Below are 17,760 nucleotides of genomic sequence, written 5' to 3'. Positions count from 1 at the left end.
GGAGTTGCCGGGGGAAGCCATGCCCGCTGAGCTACTCCTGGAGGTATCCGGTGGCGGGGTCGATCCCAGCGAGGAAGTTGCGGATGGCCTCCTCCATCTCAGGCAGGGACATTGCAGAGCCGTCAGCTCTGCTGAGTCCGAAGCCGTAGTGGTGCGGCCCGCTGAGCCAGTCGAAGTCGTACTCGCCAGGCTTCCCACGCTCACGAATGCGAAAGTCCTGCCCGTCGACCGTCATCATGATCGGGTCCACCGTGGCATAGCGGGGTTTCGCGTGCTCGGGCGCGAGGCCCGGCTCCGGTTCGGTTGACATGCCTGCTCCCTTCTCACCCACCCGTGAGTGCCACGTTCGGTGTTCACGAGGCCGGGTTGTAGGGCATCACCTCGGCTACCCGCACATCGTCGTCTACCTGCCCCGCCTGCCGGCGGCGGCTGCCGAAACCTCGCGGCCGGACCATGGTCTGCCCGCACTGCCAATACTCCAGGCGCCGTGACCTGGTCGCGGCCGCCATCATCGCCACCCGCACGCCGGGGCGGCGGACCCACCACCCCCACAGCCGTCGTGCTGCCGCAGGTGGTCACGCACCGTACACCTACCCGGTGCCGGCTCTCGGCCTACCGGGCGGGTTAGGGTGAGCGTGGCTGCGTGTGGGTCGTGCCTGGAGCGCGGATCAAGGTCGATCCAGTGGGTGCCACATTCCCACCCGTACGGGAACGCCGACAGATGCGTGGAGGAGCGGTTCGCTGGCCGGTGTCGGCAGTCCCGCTCCGGTTAGCAGGTCCTGGTCCAGGCGGAGCAACTCACCGCGGCGCAGCGGCCACTCAGGGTGTTCCGCCTCTGCGGCGGCAAGCCTGCCGGCTATGACCGTGAACAGCCGGTATCGGGCGGTGAGGAAGTGGGCCAGCTCGTCGTGCTCCGCCTCGCTCAGCTGCGGGCCCAGCCGCACGTCGGCGTCACATCGCAGCCGTCGAGGGCCCGGCCAGCGGCGGGCACAGCGATAGGCGACCTGGTCGCCGTCGATCCGTACCGCCATGTTCGACCAGTAATAGGGCAACCGATAGCCGGCCCGGGCCGCGAGGACCGCAGGTAGGCGGGCCGCATCCAAGGACAGGAACCAGATCCCGCGCCGGCCTCTCCGGTCCTGCACGTAGGTCCGCAGATTGGTCTCGGGGAAGCTCGACAACCACGGTACGGCAGGGAGCGCCGGGGTCCGTACCCCTTGCATGAGGAATGGCGTCAAGCCGACCCAGGCTGATCCGTCGAAGGTCTCCACCGTCAGGCCGGGTGGCAGCATCGGCTGCAGCATCGAGGGCGGGTAGCGCCAGTGGATGAAGGTAATCCAGCTCCACCGGTGATACATGGCCGGTCGTGCCACCGTCGGCGGCGGCGGAGCCCTCACCAGCCCTCCCTCCAGCCCTGAAGCATCCTGTCAGGGAGCGGCACCCGACGTTTGACTTGGGTCCTCGCCTTCGTGGTCCTCGCCTACTGGAAGTAAACCACCATATCGCCTGAATCTGGACCAGACGATCATCTGGCATGGCCGCCGTCGTCTGGACGGCTGAACCAGCACGCGGGCTGCGGCTTCCGCGTCTCCATGGTGCAGCTGTGGCCAGGTCCTGCTCGCTGAATCCTCGCCGCGAGAGCCGGAAGGGGCACCTTCGCGCCTGGCAACCTGTCCCGACCTGCTCGCACCCGGGGCGAGCGGGACCGGAGGCGACCGGCTAGGGTCCGACACGGCCTATTAGGTGCCGATGGGGTGTGGATTGCCGACATCGCACCGATAGGCCTGAACCCCTCCGCGTCGACGCGCGGGAACCTCGCACTTGGAGGAATGACCGTGACGGTTACGGAAGAGAACTGCCTCTCCCACTACGAGCGAATCGGTGGCGCCGCCTCCGTGAAGGCAGCCGATGACGTCGTCGCCGACGTCCGGGACGTTCTGGTGCAGGACCAGGTGGTCACGTCCGCCAAGCCGGAGGGCGTCTGAGCATGGACGCGGCACGGCTGAAGGAAAGCTGGTCCCTGGTTGCCGCGCATGGCGAGCAGGTGCCGATCTACTTCTATTCCACCCTGTTCCTGGCATATCCCGAGACCCGGCAGATGTTCCCGACGAACATGGCCGGCCAGCGGGACAAGCTGGTGACTGCGTTGGGGCACGTCGTCTCCCACGTGGACCAGCTCGACCGGCTCGTCGAGTTCCTGCAGCAGCTGGGCGCGGACCACCGCAAGTATGCGGTGCGCGCCGAGCATTACCCGGCGGTTGGTGAGGCGCTGCTCGCGACGCTGCGGCACTTTCTGCGGGATGCGTGGACCGACGAGCTCGCCAAGGACTGGGCTGACGCCTACGGGCTGATCGCGCAGGTCATGATCGAGGCCGCGGAGAAGGCCGAGGCGGTCGAACCCCCGTGGTGGGAGGCTGAGATCGTCAGCCATGAGCAGCGAACGTTCGATGTGGCGGTGCTGACGGTGCGGCCCGAGTACGAGTTGAGGTTCACGCCCGGCCAATCCATCGGCGTGGCCCACCCGGCGGTGCGGGCCTGGCGATACTACTCGCCGGCTAACGCCCCCCGCCGCGACGGCACCATCGAGCTGCACGTGCGGGTAGCGCCCGGCGGCGCCGTCTCCTCCCGGCTGGTCTACGGCTGCGCGGCCGGTGACCGCGTCTACCTGGCCGCCCCCGTGGGCGACCGGCTCACCCTCCGGCCGGCCGGTGCCAGCGACCTGCTGATCCTGGCCGGCGGTACCGGGTGGGCGCCGATGAAGGCCCTGCTCGAGCAGGTCGCGGCAGAAGACTCCCGGCGACAGGTCGCCCTGTATGTGGGGGCGCGGACCCGTCCCGAGTTCTACGACACCGACGCGATTGACAAGTTGGCCTCGTCCTGGCCCTGGCTGACCGTGACCTACGTCGTGGGCCTGGACTTCCAGCGCCCCGGCGACCTTGTGCATCCGGTGGACCGTGCGTTGGCCGACGGGGACTGGCGGTCCCGGCACGTGTACGTGTGCGGCTCCGACCAGATGGCGGCCAACTCGGTGGCGGCGTTGACCCAGGCGGGCTACCACGCCGGCCAACTACACCACGAAGGGTTCGGCGAGCACTGGTACGGGCCGACATGGCGACCAACCACCGCCCCTGACGAATCCGGAGGTGTCCGGTGAGCGTGACCCCGATCAGCAGGTACGACGGCGGGCAGGTCGCACCGAGTCCCCCGGTACGCATGACCGCCAACCGGGTACGCCGCTGGCAGTTCGACACCACCTCGTTCACCCGCCGGGGATACGAGCCAACGGACGTCGACCGGTTCCGGATCCAGGTAGCCGACGAACTGGACCAGCTCGCCACGCAGACGGCGAACCTGCAAGCGGAAAACGCGCGGCTCAATGATCACCTTGAGCTGCACCGGCACGGGGTCCCGCCGAGCACCGACACGGCGGCCAAGCCACCGGCGGCCGAGCAGGTCAACATGCTGTCCGCGGCGCAGCGGGAAGCCGAGCAGATCATCGCCCAGGCCCACGACCACGCCAGCCGATTCGCCGAGTACGCCCGCGCCCAGTACGAATCCCACGTACAGGCGGCGGTGGACAACGCCCGCCAGGAGGCCGAGCAAGCGGTGCGCGACGATCGGCACAACACCGGCGGCACCTTCAAAGACACGACAGCCGCCCAGGAAGCGTTGCGGATCGCCGGCGAAATGATGATCTCGCATCTCCAGTCCGCCGCCCGGCACCTCGACGGAGGCAGCGAGCAACTGGCCCGAACAATGAACCGAATGGTGACCCCAGGTGCAGGGACCGGGCATTCACGCAACGGGTCGACTAGGTCCTCATCCCACCGCAGCCAGCGCGGCGCGTGATCTACTGCGCCGGCGGTCCATGTAAGCGGATGGTGTGGCCGCGGCTTCCGCTCACGGGTGAGGCAAGCCATGCCAGGTAGTCACCGAGCATCCGTAACTGCTGCCGGGTGTGCTCGTCGTTGCCGAGCTCACGGGGGATGACCACGTGGTTGATGCGTGGACGCCCGCGGGTGGCCCGCCAGTGGCGCTGTATCAGATGCGCCAGGTCGCTGTTGGCCTCCCCGTCGCTGGAGCAGTTCAGGGCGGTGTAGCTGCCACTCAGGTCGACGAGGGGCAGGAAGGCGTCTATCACGGCGGCGTGCAACCGGACGATCGATTCGGGTCGGCTTCGGTGGCCGCCGTCGGGCTCGGGGCGTTGGGCCGGTGACGGCGGCACGGCGCACACGACCGCGGTGAGGTCGTCGATGGCGTTGCCGATTTGCAGGGCGACGTCGGCGGCGCCGGATGGCGTGCCGATGTCGCCGAGGAACCCCGCGAGTTCCGGCTGCAGGTCGGCGGGCAGACTGTTGCGGAGCCGGGTGAGGTTCTCGGGCCGTCTGGTGGGCACGAACACGCGGGCGCCTTGGGCGAGCATTGCCTCCACGACTGCCCGTCCGATGCGACCGGTCCCGCCGATGACGGCGACCGTGAGGTCGTCGAGTAGCGGCTCCTGGCTCCCGCTCATCGTCCTCCCTCCCGACGTCTTCCGGCGAACGCGGAGTCGATGGCTGCTCCACACTATCCGGGCTGGGACCCTCCGCGTGACGAAGTCGTCCGGGCGGCCCTTGCCGGGCGTCCCGACAGCCATCCGGCTCAGGGGTAGGTCCGAATCGTTGTCGTGAACAAGGTGTGACGCGAGCGGGCCGGCGCGATCTACTCGGCGATCGCCATGATCGGTCGCACTGCCCTCTGGCAGAGCGAGGCGATGATCGACATCATTGGAGTCGCGGTCATCCCCCAAGGGCGCCGGCGGATCGGCAGCGCCTGACCGTCAACACGGAGGGGTCCGACGCCTGGCGGCGTCCTGGCGACGAAGGAGATGCATGTGCTTATCGGCGTTGTCAACGAGACGAGGCGCGGGGAGACCCGGGTAGCCGCAACCCCCACAACCGTGGCCCAGCTGCTGAAGCTGGGTTATGAGGTGGTGGTGGAACCTGCCGCTGGGGAGTCGTCGAGCTTCCCGGACGAGGCCTACGCTCTCGCCGGCGCGTCACTGGGGAACCCGCTCACCGCGGACATCGTGTTCGGTGTGAACGCGCCGTCGATGGAGCAGCTTGACGCGCTCCGCCCGGGAGCGACGTGGGTCAGCCTGCTGGCCCCGGCGTCAACCCCCGAACTGGTAGCGGAGCTGGCGCGTCGTCCCATCACCGCGCTCGCGATGGATGCGGTACCGCGAATCTCCCGAGCCCAGTCGCTGGACGTGCTGTCCTCGATGGCGAACATCGCCGGGTACCGAGCCGTGGTGGAGGCAGCGCACGCCTTCGGTCGGTTCTTCACCGGTCAGGTGACCGCTGCCGGCAAGGTGCCACCGGCGAAGGTGCTGGTGGCGGGTGCGGGTGTCGCGGGCCTGGCGGCGATCGGCGCCGCCGGCAGCTTGGGCGCCGTCGTCCGCGCCACCGATCCGCGCCCAGAAGTGGCCGACCAGGTGCGTTCGCTGGGCGGGGAGTACCTCGCGGTGGAGGCGTCGGACGTGGAGGTCTCGGCGACCGGCTACGCCAAGGAGATGTCGGAGGACTACAACGCCCGGGCGGCTGCCCTGTATGCAGAGCAGTGCAAGGACGTGGACATCATCATCACCACGGCGTTGATCCCGGGGAAGCCGGCACCCCTGCTCCTCACCAAGGAGATGGTGGCGAGCATGAAGCCGGGGAGCGTCATCGTCGACATGGCGGCGTCGAACGGCGGGAACGTGGAGGGCACGATCCCCGGTGAGGTCGCCGCCACCGAGAACGGCGTGACGATTCTGGGCTACACCGACCTCGCCGGTCGGCTGCCCACCCAGGCGTCGCAGCTGTACGGCACCAACCTCGTCAACCTGATGAAGCTGCTCACGCCCGGCAAGGACGGCCAGCTCGTGCTCGACTTCGACGACGTGGTGCAACGGTCGATAACCGTGGTCCGGGACGGTGAACTCACCTGGCCGCCACCGCCCGTGCAGGTCTCGGCGACACCAGCAGCCGCTGCCGTAGCACCCGCGGCGAAGAAGTCGGCGGAGTCGCCGGCGAAGCGGCCCGTGCCGGTGTCCCGCCGCTTTGCGATGGCGACGGCCATCGGGGCAATGCTGTTCCTGGTCGCTGCTCTGGCCCCGGCGGCGCTGCTGGGTCACCTGACGGTGTTCGCATTGGCGATCGTGATCGGCTACTACGTGATCGGTCACGTGCACCACGCGCTGCACACACCGCTGATGTCGGTGACCAACGCGATCTCGGGGATCATCGTGGTCGGCGCGTTGCTGCAAATCGGTCATGGTGAGACGTCGAACCGGATCCTGATCACCGGGCTGTCCTGCGCCGCGATCCTGCTGGCCAGCATCAACATCTTCGGCGGCTTCGCGGTGACCCGCCGCATGCTCACGATGTTCTCCCGCAGCTGAAGCCGCACCCGAGTCCTGGAGCTTCTACGACATGACTATCGAGACCGCGGCTCAGTCCGCGTACATCGTGGCCGCGCTGTTGTTCATCCTGGCGCTGGCCGGCCTGTCCAAGCACGAGACCGCCAAGGCGGGCAACGCCTTGGGCATGGCCGGCATGGCGCTGGCCCTGGTCGCCACCATCGCGCTGGCCGCCGAACACGGCATCGGCGGCACCGGCGCGAGCCTGCTCGTCGGGGCCACCCTGATCGGTGCCGTCATCGGCCTGGATCGGGCGAGGCGGGTGGAGATGACCGGCATGCCCGAGCTGATCGCGCTGTTGCACTCCTTTGTCGGCCTCGCTGCCGTGCTCGTGGGCTGGAACGGCTACCTCCAGGTCGAGGGCGACCTCGACGGCGCCGAGGCCGGCGCGCTTCGGGCCGGGGAGATGCTGGGGATCCACCATGCCGAGGTCTTCATCGGCGTCTTCATCGGCGCGGTCACCTTCACCGGATCGGTTGTCGCGTTTGGGAAGCTGTCGGCACGGATGAAGTCCGCCCCGCTGATGCTGCCCGGCAAGAACGCGCTCAACGTCGGCGCCCTGGCCGCGTTCGCGTTGCTCACCGTCTGGTTCGTCCTGGACCCGCAGGTCTGGCTGCTCGTCGTGGTCACCGCGATCGCGCTGGCACTGGGCTGGCACCTGGTCGCCTCCATCGGCGGCGGTGATATGCCGGTGGTGGTGTCCATGCTGAACAGCTACTCCGGCTGGGCTGCCGCCGCGTCCGGATTCCTGCTGGAGAACAACCTGCTCATCATCACCGGCGCGCTGGTGGGCTCATCCGGTGCCTACCTCTCCTACATCATGTGCCGCGCGATGAACCGATCCTTCCTGTCCGTCATCGCCGGCGGCTTCGGTATCGAGAGCACCGCCGCTCCAGGGGAGGCGGCGCAGGGCGAGCACCGCGAGGTGACCGCCGAGCAGGTCGCCGAGATCCTCGCGGAGGCGGACTCGGTCATCATTACCCCCGGCTACGGCATGGCGGTCGCCCAGGCGCAGCACGGCGTCGCCGAGCTCACCCGCACACTCCGCGAGCGGGGCGTCAAGGTCCGCTTCGGCATCCACCCAGTGGCGGGACGGCTTCCTGGCCACATGAACGTCCTGCTGGCCGAGGCGAAGGTCCCCTACGACATCGTCCTGGAAATGGACGAGATCAACGACGACTTCGCGCAGACCTCCGTCGTCCTGGTCATCGGTGCCAACGACACCGTCAACCCTGCTGCCACCGAAGATCCCAACAGCCCCATCGCCGGGATGCCCGTCCTGAGCGTCTGGGCGGCCAGCCAGGTCGTGGTGTTCAAGCGCTCGATGGCCACAGGCTACGCCGGTGTCCCGAACCCGCTCTTCTATCGGGACAACACCTCGATGCTGTTCGGGGATGCCAAGCAGCGCGTCGAAGACATCCTCGCGGCGCTCACGACGCGCAGCGCGACCGTCTCGACACTGACAGCCGCCAGCTAGGCCAGCTGTGAGCGTGACGCAATTTCCCGTCAGGTCAAGTTGCACGGTTCATGCGGCGGCCGCGCAGGATCGGCCGCCCGACCCGGCGGGGGGTAGTCGAGTTCCAGGATCTGGCGCATCTTCGTCGTGAACGCGGGGGTCCGTGCTGGCCTTCACCGCTTCGTGGCTTGCCACGGCACCCCGCATTCGCGCATCGCGGCGTTGGGCTTCTTGCTGGCGGCTTTCTCGCGGTCGTAGCAAGACCCGGCTGGTCGGGTGGGAAGGGTCCGACCATACTGTCCCGACATGGACCTGGACGAGTATCAGCGCGGCGCCCTCCGTACTGCCGCTCCGCGTGACAAGAGGAACGAGCTGCTCCATCTGGTGCTCGGGCTGGTCGGCGAATCGGGCGAGATCGCCGAGAAGTTCAAGAAGTGGGTTCGAGACCTCGACAGCGACGAGTCGCGGATCGACCGGGCCGACATCGCCAAGGAGCTCGGTGACGTGCTCTGGTACGTGGCGGTGCTCGCCGACTACCTTGATCTGTCGCTGGACGACATCGCGGCGGCCAACCTGGCCAAGTTGGCCAGCCGCCAGGGCCGTGGCGTGCTGGGTGGCAGCGGCGACAACCGCTGAGCCACCGCTGGTAGTAGGTGGGCGCGCTGACCAGGCCCAGCGGGATACAGCCGTATGCCGCTGGGCCCGGGTGGGCTCAGCCGAGCTCGGAGACGGCTCGCGCGGCCTCGTCGATCGCAGCGTGGGTGTATCCGAGCGCCTGCGCGTCCGAGTTGGCGATCGTGATGTTGCCGAGCGGGACGCGGGCTCTCGCGAACGGCTGGTTCTGGAGCGGCTCGAAGATCGCCGGGTCGGCAATCGAGTTGTACTCGTAGGCGTAGCCGTGGGACCACCGGTTTACCGTGATCGCGCGGATGTCGCGCTTGGCGACAAACCCGCTGCTCCCGAGCGCCCGTTGGAGCAGGTCGCGGATGTCCCGCTCGAAGTCGGCGAAGGACACCTGAAGTAGCTGGCGGCGTCCCGCTTTGTGCTGCTCCCTCGTGATCCGTAGCCCGGGTTGGTTTGGCGTCTTCGAGAAGTTCACGACGATCGGCTGATTGGGGTCACGGGCGGACTGGTACCCGCCCTGGTGGGTCGGGGTGACGAGACCGCAGCTGTCCCAGAAGTGCCCGTAGGGGGTGATCCGGGAGACCCCGGCGCGAGTCCAGGCCTTCCAGTTTCCGATGGCCGCCCGGGCGTAGACGAGCGGCACCTTGGTGCCGTAGCGCATGGCCGCGACCTGGTCGGCCGGCAGTCCCTCGACGATGTAGGAGGAGACGCTGTTCCAGCACGCCATGACGACGTGCCGAGCGCTGACCTCGTACGCCTGCTTGCCGTTGACGTAGGTCACGTCGACGTCGCCGGAGGCGCCGTTGCGGTGGCGCACGCGGGTTGCCATCGAGTCCAGGCGGATCCGGACCGCGTTGCCTGGCTGGTCGAGTTGCGCGTAGTTGGCGTGCGCGGTGATGATGCTCGACATCGTCTGGCCCGGCGGGAAGACCCGGGGGACGAGACGCGAGACGAGGAGCCGTGAGACGGTCGCGCCGCCGTCGGGGAAGTAGTAGAGCTCCTCGTCCGTCGTCGTCAGCGACATCGCGGGGGTCCGTCCGATCCCAGGGTACGGTTCGGGCGTGAGCCCCAGGCCGCCGAAGCCGGGGTAGCCGACACCCCAGCAGTCGCCGGCCGGAACCGCCTCGATTCCCACTCCCCAGAGGCCGTGCGGCCGCTTCTGGTAGTAGACGAGGGCCTCGTCGCCGACGCCGATGTATTGCTGGAGGTACTCCTTGTACGTCATCCGCGCGAGGTGCTGCTTCTTCTCCGCGTCGGTCATCCCCGCCAGGTAGTCGACGTCGGCGTTCTCGACCTTGAGGATGTCGGCCCGGGCCCGCTCCGACAGGGGCAGGTGGGAGACGAGCGAGGCGATCGGCTCGCCGGGGGCGCGGCGGAGGAAGGTGTCGGCGCCGAAATGCTCCTCGGGGAAGAAGTACCCCTGCGTCAGCCCCGTGCGCCCATAGAACCCGGTGTCAACGCCCTCGGCGAGCTCGGCGAAGTCAATCCCGAGGTCGTCCATCAGGCCGCGCGAGGCCGGGTTCCACGTGTCCGGGCTGTCGAGGTTCACCATCCCGCCGTTGCTCAGCAGCATCCGACCGTCGACCGTGAACTCGTTGCGGTGCTGGTGGCCGCCGAAGTCGCCAAGCGCCTCGAGGACGAGGATCCGCGCGTTCGGGCCGTGAGCCTTGCGGTAGAAGTGGGCTGCCGCGAGACCGCTGACGCCGCCCCCGACGACGACGAGGTCGTAGACCTCACGGAGGCGACGCGGTCGGCCGAGGTCGGCACCCCCGAAGGTCGCGCCGTGGCCGGCGGCACGGGCAGCGTCGGTCTGGCCGACCAGCCCGGTCTGGGCGGGAGGCGTGGATCGGGGCAGGGGTGTGGCGGGCTCGCGCGACGACGCGTGCGCGGTGCCGGGTATCGCGGTCAGGGCGGCAGCACCCGCCGCGATGAGCGCGCCGTTGAGCAGGTCCCGGCGGCGGATGACGGTGTTCATCCCCAGCTCTTCGTCGGACAGCTTTGCCATGTGAGCTCCTTTCGCGAGAGAGGGCGACACGCACGTTAGTGATGCACATCACTTTCGTCAACGGAAGACGTTGCCTTAAGTGGATTCCACTGAGGCGATCGCCGTGGCTGAGCCGAGCCGGCAACGAAATCCGTAGGTACGGCATGGGCGGGGCCCTTGGCGTCCCTGCCTGGATCGCGTTCGTCGTCGGCGACCGTCGCGCGGACCGGCAGCAGTGCGGCCGGCTGCCGTCCACGTCGGACCGAGAGACTCAAGAGTCCCTCAATTTCGCCGCCTAACGTGCGGCCAGGTGCGGTGACCGGCCTAGGTTCAGCTCACATCGATGGAACACGGCATGCCTCCGCGAGAGGAGCACGATGGCACCCACGCCGCCCACCGACGCTGAACTGAATGTCTTGATTCGGGCTCGGCTGGCCACTCTCGGTATCGATCTTGACCAACTTCCGCCCGGCAACACCCCCGACCCGGAGACCGGCGCGCCCGGCCGGGACTCCGTCCTCGCCTCGCTGCGCTCATTCCTTCGGGGCACCGTGTCGGCGCTGGCCGCCTACCAGTTGCCCGCCAGCGGCGCCACGGATCCCGATGCGGGGAAGGCTTTGTCGCAGCAACGCGTGCCGATCCTGTACCCCTCGAACAGCACGGAATGGCGGAAGGCATGAGCGTCGAACCACTTGACCGTTCGGTCGACCGCCGGGCATTCCTGGCCCGCGCTGCCGCGCTGGCCGTCGCCTCTGCCGCGGGCGCAACCGTCGCCGCGCCCTCCATGGCGATGGCGAGCAACGCCCTGTTGGCCAGCCCGGGAGCGGGGAACAGGAACCGGGCGCTGGACCGGCCCAACGCCTACACCAAGCCCCGCCCGGAGGCGGTCGCGGATCCGACCGAGCTGACCATCGCCGAGGCGGCCTGGCTCATCCGTGCCAACAAAATCACCGCCGAGCAGCTGGTCGAGGCATACCTGGCGCGGATCTCCGCGTACGACGGCATCTACCAGGCCTTCAACCTGGTGCTCGCCGACGCGGCCCTGGCGGCGGCACGCGATGCCGTGCGCGGGGCTCGGCATGGCGCGCTTCACGGCATCCCTGTGGTGATCAAGGACAACTACTACACCGAAGGCGTCCGCACCACCGCGAACTCCTTCCTGTTCAAGGACTTCGTGCCGCCGTACGACGCGACCGCCGTGGCCCGGCTCAGGGCCAGCGGCGCGATCGTCCTCGGCAAGACGCAGATGGGCCCGCTGGCCACCACCCGCGCCACCACCCCGGCCGGCGTGATCACCACGGTGAATGCCTGGACGCCGACCAACCGCAACACCGACCCTGGCGGGTCTTCCACGGGCACCGCTACCGCGGTGGCCGGTCGCATGGCCGCCTCTGGCATCGGCACCCAGACCGGTGGCTCGATCACCGCCCCGTCGAACGCCCAGAACCTGACCGGGCTCAAGCCGACCATGGGCCGTGTCTCGGCGGCCGGCATCATCCCGCTCACCTACACCCGCGATCACCCCGGCCCACTTGCTCGCGATGCCAAGGACGCCGCCATCATGCTGACGGCGATGGCCGGCGAGGACCCGGCGGACCCGCGCAGTCAGGGTCTGCCCGACGTACCCGACCTCATCGACGCGGCCACTCCGGTGTACGAAAGGAACCGGGTCAAGCTGCGCTGGAACACCAGAATCGGCGTGTTGCCGGGCTTCACCAACGGCACCTCGGCCACCGCGCTGGCCCGCCAGGCGTGCCTGGCCCAGCTTGCCGCGATCCCCGGCGTCACGCTCGTGGACGTGCCCCTGCCCGACGAGTGGAGCCAGCTCACCGGCAGCACGTTCAACAATGTCCGCTTGACTGAGCGCAGCGAGCCGTTCATGCCGTACCTGCGTGCCGACCTGCGCGGTTTCGGCGTGTCGGTGACCAGCTGGCTGCAAGGAGCGTTGCTGGGTGGCAACGAGTTCCTCACCGGTCAGCGGGCCAAACTGCTGCTGATGGAACGGGTGCTCAACGACCTGTTCGACGCGTGCGATGTGGTGGTGCAGACCGACCCGGTGCCCTTCGACATCCTGGGCCTGCCGGAGATCGCCTTCCCGATCGGGTTCACCGCCGCCAGAGTGCCGATCGGCACCATCCTCGGCGGACTGCCGTACGCCGAGGACCGGCTGTTGTCGGTGGTGGCCGCCTACCAGGCGACGACGGACTGGCATCTGCGGCGGCCCGCCGACCCGCCCGCCCCTGCCACGGCACGCTCGCAGGCCCCGGCCGAGGTGCCCCGGTTGACGGCCGAGCAGGTCGCTGAACTCACCCAGTAGCCCGCACGGAGGGCGGGAGGCGCTCCCGCCCTCCGTGTTGCATCGGTAGATCGCGAAGCGGAAATCTGCGCTCCGGTCGCGGGGAAAACCTCAACCGCAATTTTCCCGCGCCATTTCACCTACCGTCCTGCGTTCAAATGCCTCCCTGCCTGAAAGGCGAATTGCGGCGAGACCGCAGCGGGGCAGGCGAGGTTCTCGTGCGCTGCCCCGCTGCTGGCCTGGGTGTTGGCGCCGCAGGCAGTTCGACCTGGGCTCGGCGATCTCAGCAGGGCTCAAGATTTGCTCAAGTGCGGCGACGAGCGTTCCTAAAATTGATCGAAGTCTGTTGAATCGATCTCATCCGATCCGGCGCGGCCGCCCCTGTCGGTCTCTTTCCGTCGTGCAATGTGCTGTGAAGGAGTGCCAGGTGAAACGAAGACTGTCGCGGACGGCGTTGCCGGTCGCCTGTGTACTGGCGTTGATCGGTACGCCGGTGCTGACGTCGGGAACCGTCGCCAGCGCGGGCAGACCCGTACCGAGGCCGGAGTCGGTGATCGGCTGGGTGCCCTGCGCCGACTACAAGTTGGCCACGTACGAGCAGATCGCCGACTACTACCGCGCGCTGGACAAGGCCAGCGACCGGATGAAGCTGGTCGAGATCGGCAAGACCAGCGAGGGCCGGCCGCAACTGATGGCCATCGTCTCCTCAGAGAAGAACCTCAAGGACAAGGACCTCGAGCACTACCGGAAGACCTCGGTACGGCTGTCCCAGGGCGACGCGCTCCCCGCGTCGGAGGCGCGTGAGCTGGCGAAGAACGGCAAGGCCATAGCCTGGGTCGACTTCGGCATCCACTCCACCGAGGTGGCCAGTCATCAGACCGCCCCGCAGTTCGCCTACGACCTGCTGACCAGCGAGACGCCCGAGGCGCGCGCGATCCGGGACAACGTCATCACCCTGCTCGTGCCGAACATCAACCCGGACGGCGGTACCAAGGTCGCCGAGTGGTATCGGCAGAACCTCGGCGGCCCCTACCAGGACGCCGGCTATCCGGAGCTGTACCAGAAGTACGCCGGGCACGACAACAACCGTGACTGGTACATGTTCAACCTGCAGGAGACCCAGAACGTCGGGCGTCAACTGTTCCACGAGTGGATCCCGCAGGTCATGCACAACGTCCACCAGACGGCCGTCTTCCCGGCGCGGATCAGCATCCCGCCGTACGAGGACCCGCTGAACCCGAACATCCACCCCCAGGTGGTCCGCGGCGTCAACCTCGTCGGCGACGCGATGGGGCAGCGATTGGAGCGGGAGGACAAGGGCGGCGCGCTGGCGCGCCAGTCGTACGACATCTGGTGGAACGGCGGTGCGCGGACCGCGCCGTACTACCACAACCAGATCGGCATCCTGACCGAGACGGCGCACGCCTCGGCGACGCCCAGGGTGTACGACCCGGCGACGTTCCCGAAGACCTTCGCGGACGGCACCTCGACCAGCGAGCCGTCGGTGTTCTACCCCAGCCCGTGGAAGGGCGGTGAGTGGCACCTCTCGCAGAGCTGCGACTACATCAAGACGGCCTCGTGGGCGATGCTGCGGGTGGTCAGCGACGACCGGGAGTCCCTGCTCTACGGGGCGTCGCAGATGGCCCGGGACGGGGCGCGGGACGGTGCCGGCACGACCTACGTGATTCCGGCCGACCAGGCGGACTTCCCGACCGCTACGAAGCTGGTGGACAAGCTGCGGTGGAACAACATCCGGGTCGAGCAGGCGGTGAGCTCGTTCACCGTAGGCAACCGCACCTACCCGGCCGGCAGCTACCTTGTCCGTGAGGCACAGCCCTACCGGGCGGCGGTCCTGGACCTGCTCAACGCGCAGAAGTACCCGGACCGTCGGCTCTACCCCGGCGGCCCGCTGGAGCCGCCGTACGACATCACCGGTTACACCCTGTCGTTCCAGATGGGCGTCACCGTCGACAAGCTCGACCAGCCGGTCCCGGCCACCACCCGCCAGGTCGACCGGCCGACCGTGCCGGCCGGGGTGGTGGCGGGCGCACCGAAGTACGCGTACGCCCTCGACGCCCGCGTCAACGACAGCTCGGCCGCCGTGAACTCGCTGCTCGCGGCGGGGGAGAAGGTCTCCCGGAGCAGCGGCGAGGTGACCACCCGCACCGGCAAACTGCCGGCCGGGACCTTCCTGGTCACGCCCGCGGCGGGCACCGACGAGCGGGTGACGTCGCTCGCCACCCGGCTCGGGCTCAGCATCGCGGCGGTGGACGTGAAACCGGCGAAGGTGACCGCGCTCGCCGCGCCCCGGATCGGCCTGTACGACGGGTTCAACAACTACGACGAGGGTTGGACCCGGCTGATCCTCGACCAGTTCGGCTTCCGGTACGAGAAGCTGACGAACGCGGCGGTTCGGGCCGGCGACCTGCGGGCGAAGTTCGACACGATCGTGCTGCCCGACGCCACCTACACCTCGATGCGCAACGGCCGGGCGTCGGGTTCGCTGCCGCCGGAGTACACCGGCGGGATGACCGACGCGGGGGTGGCCAACCTTAAGGCGTTCGTCGAGGCGGGCGGCACGGTCGTGACGCTGAACAAGGCGGCCCAGCTGCCGATCAGGGCGTTCGGCGTGCCGGTCAAGGACGTCACCGAAGGGGTGGCCGACACCCGGTACAACATCCCCGGCTCGGTGCTGAACCTCAACGTCGACCCCACCGACCCGGTCGGTGCAGGCTTCGGCTCGACCGCGTCCGCGTTCGTCGCCAACGGCCCGGCGTTCGAGGTCGCCGAGGGCGCCCAGGGCGTCACCGTGGCGGCCACCTGGCCGAAGACGAACCTGCTGAAGAGCGGTTTCCTGCTCGGTGACGACGTCATCGGCGGGAAGGCGGCCGTGGTGACGGCGAAGGTGGGCGACGGGAACGTGGTGATGATCGGCTTCAAGCCGCAGCACCGGGCCCAGTCGCACGGCACCTACCGCCTGCTGTTCAACGCGATGTACCTCGGGGGCCAGGGCTGACCTGACCTCGATCGTGGTGGCCGGGCGCGTGAAGCGCTCGGCCACCACGGTGCCGGCGGCCCGTGAGATGCGCCGCTACCGACCGTACGCGTGAGTTCGCCGTGGGACGGACACCGCGTAGACGAGTAGGGCGCCGTCGGCCCCGGCGGGTAGGGGTCAGCGCCCAGCGCGGCGAGCGCCCGGCCGGGCCCGGGCGGAGAAGGCCGCCGCACCGGATCGCGCCGGTGCGGATCGTGTCGAGGTGGTCGGTGCCGGCTTGCCGCCGTGTCGGCCACGGCCGCCGTGGGCGGGGGCGGGCTGCGCCTCGTGCTGTGGGCCGGCGGACCGCGGCACGGGCTGGGGGACCAGCATCCGTTCCCCCGGGGCGAGTTCGCGTAGCAGGGCGTCGCCCGGGCGCAGCCGGGTCGTGGTCGCCGTGATGCCCGCCTTGCGGGTCAATTCCCGCACCTCGGGCACCTGCCCGTCGGTCATCAGCGTGACGACGGTCCCGGCCGCGCCGGCCCGGGCGGTACGGCCCGAGCGGTGCAGGTACGCCTTGTGCTCCACCGGCGGGTCGGCGTGCACGACGAGGGCCACATCGTCAACGTGGATGCCCCGGGCGGCGATGTCGGTGGCGACCAGCGTCTGCGCCTCCCCGTCGGAGAACGCCCGCAGGTTCCTGGTGCGCGCGGCCTGGGCCAGGTTGCCATGCAGTTCGACGGCGGTCACACCGGCCGCGACCAACCGGCGGGCGAGGGTTTTCGCGCCCCGTTTGGTACGCGTGAACACCACGGTGCGGCCCGGCGCGGCGGTCAGCTCGACCAGCACGGCGAACCGGTCGTCGGCGTGGACGTGCAGGACGTGGTGCGCCATCGCGGCGACCGGCGACAACGTCGAGTCGACGCTGTGCACGACCGGATCGGTGAGGAACCGCCGCACCAGGACATCGACGCCGGCGTCCAGGGTGGCGGAGAACAGCAGACGCTGCCCGTCGCGCGGGGTCTGCTCCAACAGCCGCCGTACGGTGGGCAGGAAGCCGAGGTCGGCCATGTGGTCGGCCTCGTCGAGCACGGTGATCTCGACGGCGTCCAGGAGCGCGTGGCCGGCCTCGATGTGGTCGGCGAGCCGGCCCGGGCAGGCCACCAGGACGTCGACCCCGGCGCGCAGCCCGGCGATCTGAGGTCGGGCGCCGACGCCACCGAAGATGGTCATCGTGCGCAGCGACAGCGCCTGCGCCAGCGGCGCCATCACGCTGTCGATCTGGGTGGCCAGCTCACGAGTGGGTACGAGGATCAGCGCCCGAGGGCGCCCGGCCCGCCGTGGCGTGGCGGTGGCGGCCAGGCGGGTCAGCACCGCCAGGACGAAGGCATAGGTCTTACCCGAACCGGTGCGGCCCCGGCCGAGCACGTCCCGCCCGGCGAGCGCGTCGGGCAGTGTCGCGGCCTGGATGGGGAACGGCCGCTCCACCCCGGTAGCCGCCAGCACGCGGTTCAACGCGTCGGGCACGCCGAGGTCGGCGAAGGTGAGGGAGTTGGACGAGGTGGTCTGCGGGCGGCGTGCCGCCATGAAGGCTCCGAACGTCGAAGGGACGTCCCGCCCGGCGCTGACCGCTTCGGCCGCGGCGCGTGGCGTGGGACATCGAACCCGGCCGCCGCGCTCGGCGGACCGTGCTGTCAGTCTACTCGAACCCGCTCCCGGATCCCGCTGCCAGCTGACAGACGGTGAATGAGCACCGGCGCCGGCAGATCAGGGCGCCATGACCTGCCACCGGCTCTGTCCGTCCATCCATGCCCGGGCCAGGATCTCCGCCGACTGTCGGCCCGGGCACTGGTGGATCTTCGACCGGCCGGCGTCGCCGCCAGCTCGGGCCTCAACCTCCCACGACTCGCCGTCGGTGCGGATGTACACGTCGCGACGTCCTCGCACGGTGCGGTTGCCGTTCCACCAGTGACGCTCGGTTTTCACC

General features: G+C 69.2%; 16 protein-coding genes. 10 read left to right on the top strand and 6 right to left on the bottom strand.

Annotated features, from left to right (window positions below; translation table 11 throughout):
* Positions 1 to 31 precede the first annotated feature (31 nt).
* Positions 32 to 310, bottom strand: coding sequence for a hypothetical protein (locus ACNAVT_RS27605; RefSeq protein WP_416300401.1), 279 nt, complete (start codon positions 308 to 310; stop codon positions 32 to 34).
* A gap of 65 nt (positions 311 to 375) precedes the next feature.
* On the opposite strand from ACNAVT_RS27605, the gene ACNAVT_RS27600 reads away from it, so the two are divergent.
* On the top strand, positions 376 to 633 hold the full coding sequence (locus tag ACNAVT_RS27600; protein WP_416300422.1) for a zinc ribbon domain-containing protein: 258 nt from the start codon (positions 376 to 378) through the stop codon (positions 631 to 633).
* A gap of 35 nt (positions 634 to 668) precedes the next feature.
* Here ACNAVT_RS27600 and ACNAVT_RS27595 read toward each other — a convergent pair whose 3' ends face one another.
* The gene (locus ACNAVT_RS27595) at positions 669 to 1,358 is read right to left on the bottom strand and encodes a YqjF family protein (protein WP_416300399.1); all 690 of its coding nucleotides are present in this window, start codon (positions 1,356 to 1,358) and stop codon (positions 669 to 671) included.
* 477 nt (positions 1,359 to 1,835) lie between these two features.
* Between ACNAVT_RS27595 and ACNAVT_RS27590 the strand changes: the two genes are divergently transcribed.
* From ACNAVT_RS27590 to ACNAVT_RS27580, 3 genes are read left to right on the top strand one after another with little or no spacing between them, the layout of a single operon-like run.
* Positions 1,836 to 1,985: a hypothetical protein gene (locus ACNAVT_RS27590; RefSeq protein WP_416300397.1), complete on the top strand. Its 150-nt coding sequence runs from the start codon at positions 1,836 to 1,838 to the stop codon at positions 1,983 to 1,985.
* Positions 1,986 to 1,987: 2 nt separating this feature from the next.
* A complete protein-coding gene (locus ACNAVT_RS27585) occupies positions 1,988 to 3,154 on the top strand; it encodes a globin domain-containing protein (RefSeq protein ID WP_416300395.1) in 1,167 nt (388 codons plus the stop codon).
* Positions 3,151 to 3,849 carry a DivIVA domain-containing protein gene (locus ACNAVT_RS27580; RefSeq protein ID WP_416300393.1) on the top strand — a complete coding sequence of 233 codons (699 nt, stop codon included), beginning with the start codon at positions 3,151 to 3,153 and terminating at the stop codon, positions 3,847 to 3,849. Before ACNAVT_RS27585 ends, ACNAVT_RS27580 begins: the two co-directional genes overlap by 4 nt.
* A 1-nt stretch (position 3,850) precedes the next feature.
* Here ACNAVT_RS27580 and ACNAVT_RS27575 read toward each other — a convergent pair whose 3' ends face one another.
* Positions 3,851 to 4,513 carry an SDR family NAD(P)-dependent oxidoreductase gene (locus ACNAVT_RS27575; RefSeq protein ID WP_416300421.1) on the bottom strand — a complete coding sequence of 221 codons (663 nt, stop codon included), beginning with the start codon at positions 4,511 to 4,513 and terminating at the stop codon, positions 3,851 to 3,853.
* Between the two features lie 360 nt (positions 4,514 to 4,873).
* Here ACNAVT_RS27575 and ACNAVT_RS27570 point away from each other — a divergent pair, with 360 nt between their 5' ends.
* The 3 genes from ACNAVT_RS27570 (at position 4,874) to ACNAVT_RS27560 (ending at position 8,531) form a co-directional block, all read left to right on the top strand.
* A complete protein-coding gene (locus ACNAVT_RS27570; protein WP_416300391.1) occupies positions 4,874 to 6,421 on the top strand; it encodes a Re/Si-specific NAD(P)(+) transhydrogenase subunit alpha in 1,548 nt (515 codons plus the stop codon).
* A 31-nt stretch (positions 6,422 to 6,452) separates the two neighbouring features.
* A complete protein-coding gene (gene pntB, locus ACNAVT_RS27565) occupies positions 6,453 to 7,916 on the top strand; it encodes a Re/Si-specific NAD(P)(+) transhydrogenase subunit beta (RefSeq protein ID WP_416300389.1) in 1,464 nt (487 codons plus the stop codon).
* A 285-nt stretch (positions 7,917 to 8,201) separates the two neighbouring features.
* Positions 8,202 to 8,531 carry a nucleoside triphosphate pyrophosphohydrolase family protein gene (locus ACNAVT_RS27560; protein WP_377572860.1) on the top strand — a complete coding sequence of 110 codons (330 nt, stop codon included), beginning with the start codon at positions 8,202 to 8,204 and terminating at the stop codon, positions 8,529 to 8,531.
* Positions 8,532 to 8,607: 76 nt separating this feature from the next.
* Here ACNAVT_RS27560 and ACNAVT_RS27555 read toward each other — a convergent pair whose 3' ends face one another.
* Positions 8,608 to 10,524 carry an NAD(P)-binding protein gene (locus tag ACNAVT_RS27555; protein ID WP_416300387.1) on the bottom strand — a complete coding sequence of 639 codons (1,917 nt, stop codon included), beginning with the start codon at positions 10,522 to 10,524 and terminating at the stop codon, positions 8,608 to 8,610.
* Between the two features lie 356 nt (positions 10,525 to 10,880).
* Between ACNAVT_RS27555 and ACNAVT_RS27550 the strand changes: the two genes are divergently transcribed.
* From ACNAVT_RS27550 to ACNAVT_RS27540, 3 genes are all read left to right on the top strand, one after another.
* Positions 10,881 to 11,183, top strand: coding sequence for a hypothetical protein (locus ACNAVT_RS27550; protein WP_416300385.1), 303 nt, complete (start codon positions 10,881 to 10,883; stop codon positions 11,181 to 11,183).
* Positions 11,180 to 12,820: an amidase gene (locus tag ACNAVT_RS27545; protein ID WP_416300383.1), complete on the top strand. Its 1,641-nt coding sequence runs from the start codon at positions 11,180 to 11,182 to the stop codon at positions 12,818 to 12,820. The genes ACNAVT_RS27550 and ACNAVT_RS27545 overlap by 4 nt, the downstream gene beginning before the upstream one ends.
* Before the next feature lie 406 nt (positions 12,821 to 13,226).
* Positions 13,227 to 15,815, top strand: a complete 2,589-nt coding sequence (locus ACNAVT_RS27540; protein ID WP_416300381.1) for a M14 family zinc carboxypeptidase — start codon at positions 13,227 to 13,229, stop codon at positions 15,813 to 15,815.
* Positions 15,816 to 15,971: 156 nt separating this feature from the next.
* On the opposite strand, the gene ACNAVT_RS27535 is transcribed toward ACNAVT_RS27540, so the two are convergent.
* Both ACNAVT_RS27535 and ACNAVT_RS27530 read right to left on the bottom strand, forming a co-directional pair.
* A complete protein-coding gene (locus tag ACNAVT_RS27535) occupies positions 15,972 to 17,360 on the bottom strand; it encodes a DEAD/DEAH box helicase (RefSeq protein WP_416300379.1) in 1,389 nt (462 codons plus the stop codon).
* A gap of 180 nt (positions 17,361 to 17,540) precedes the next feature.
* Positions 17,541 to 17,759 carry a hypothetical protein gene (locus ACNAVT_RS27530; protein WP_416300378.1) on the bottom strand — a complete coding sequence of 73 codons (219 nt, stop codon included), beginning with the start codon at positions 17,757 to 17,759 and terminating at the stop codon, positions 17,541 to 17,543.
* Position 17,760: the final 1 nt, after the last annotated feature.

Origin of the sequence: Micromonospora sp. SL4-19 (assembly GCF_047921475.1) — a bacterium.
GTDB lineage: Bacteria > Actinomycetota > Actinomycetes > Mycobacteriales > Micromonosporaceae > Micromonospora.
Note: the sequence above shows the minus strand (reverse complement) of the source record. Positions and strands in the feature narration are given on the sequence as shown.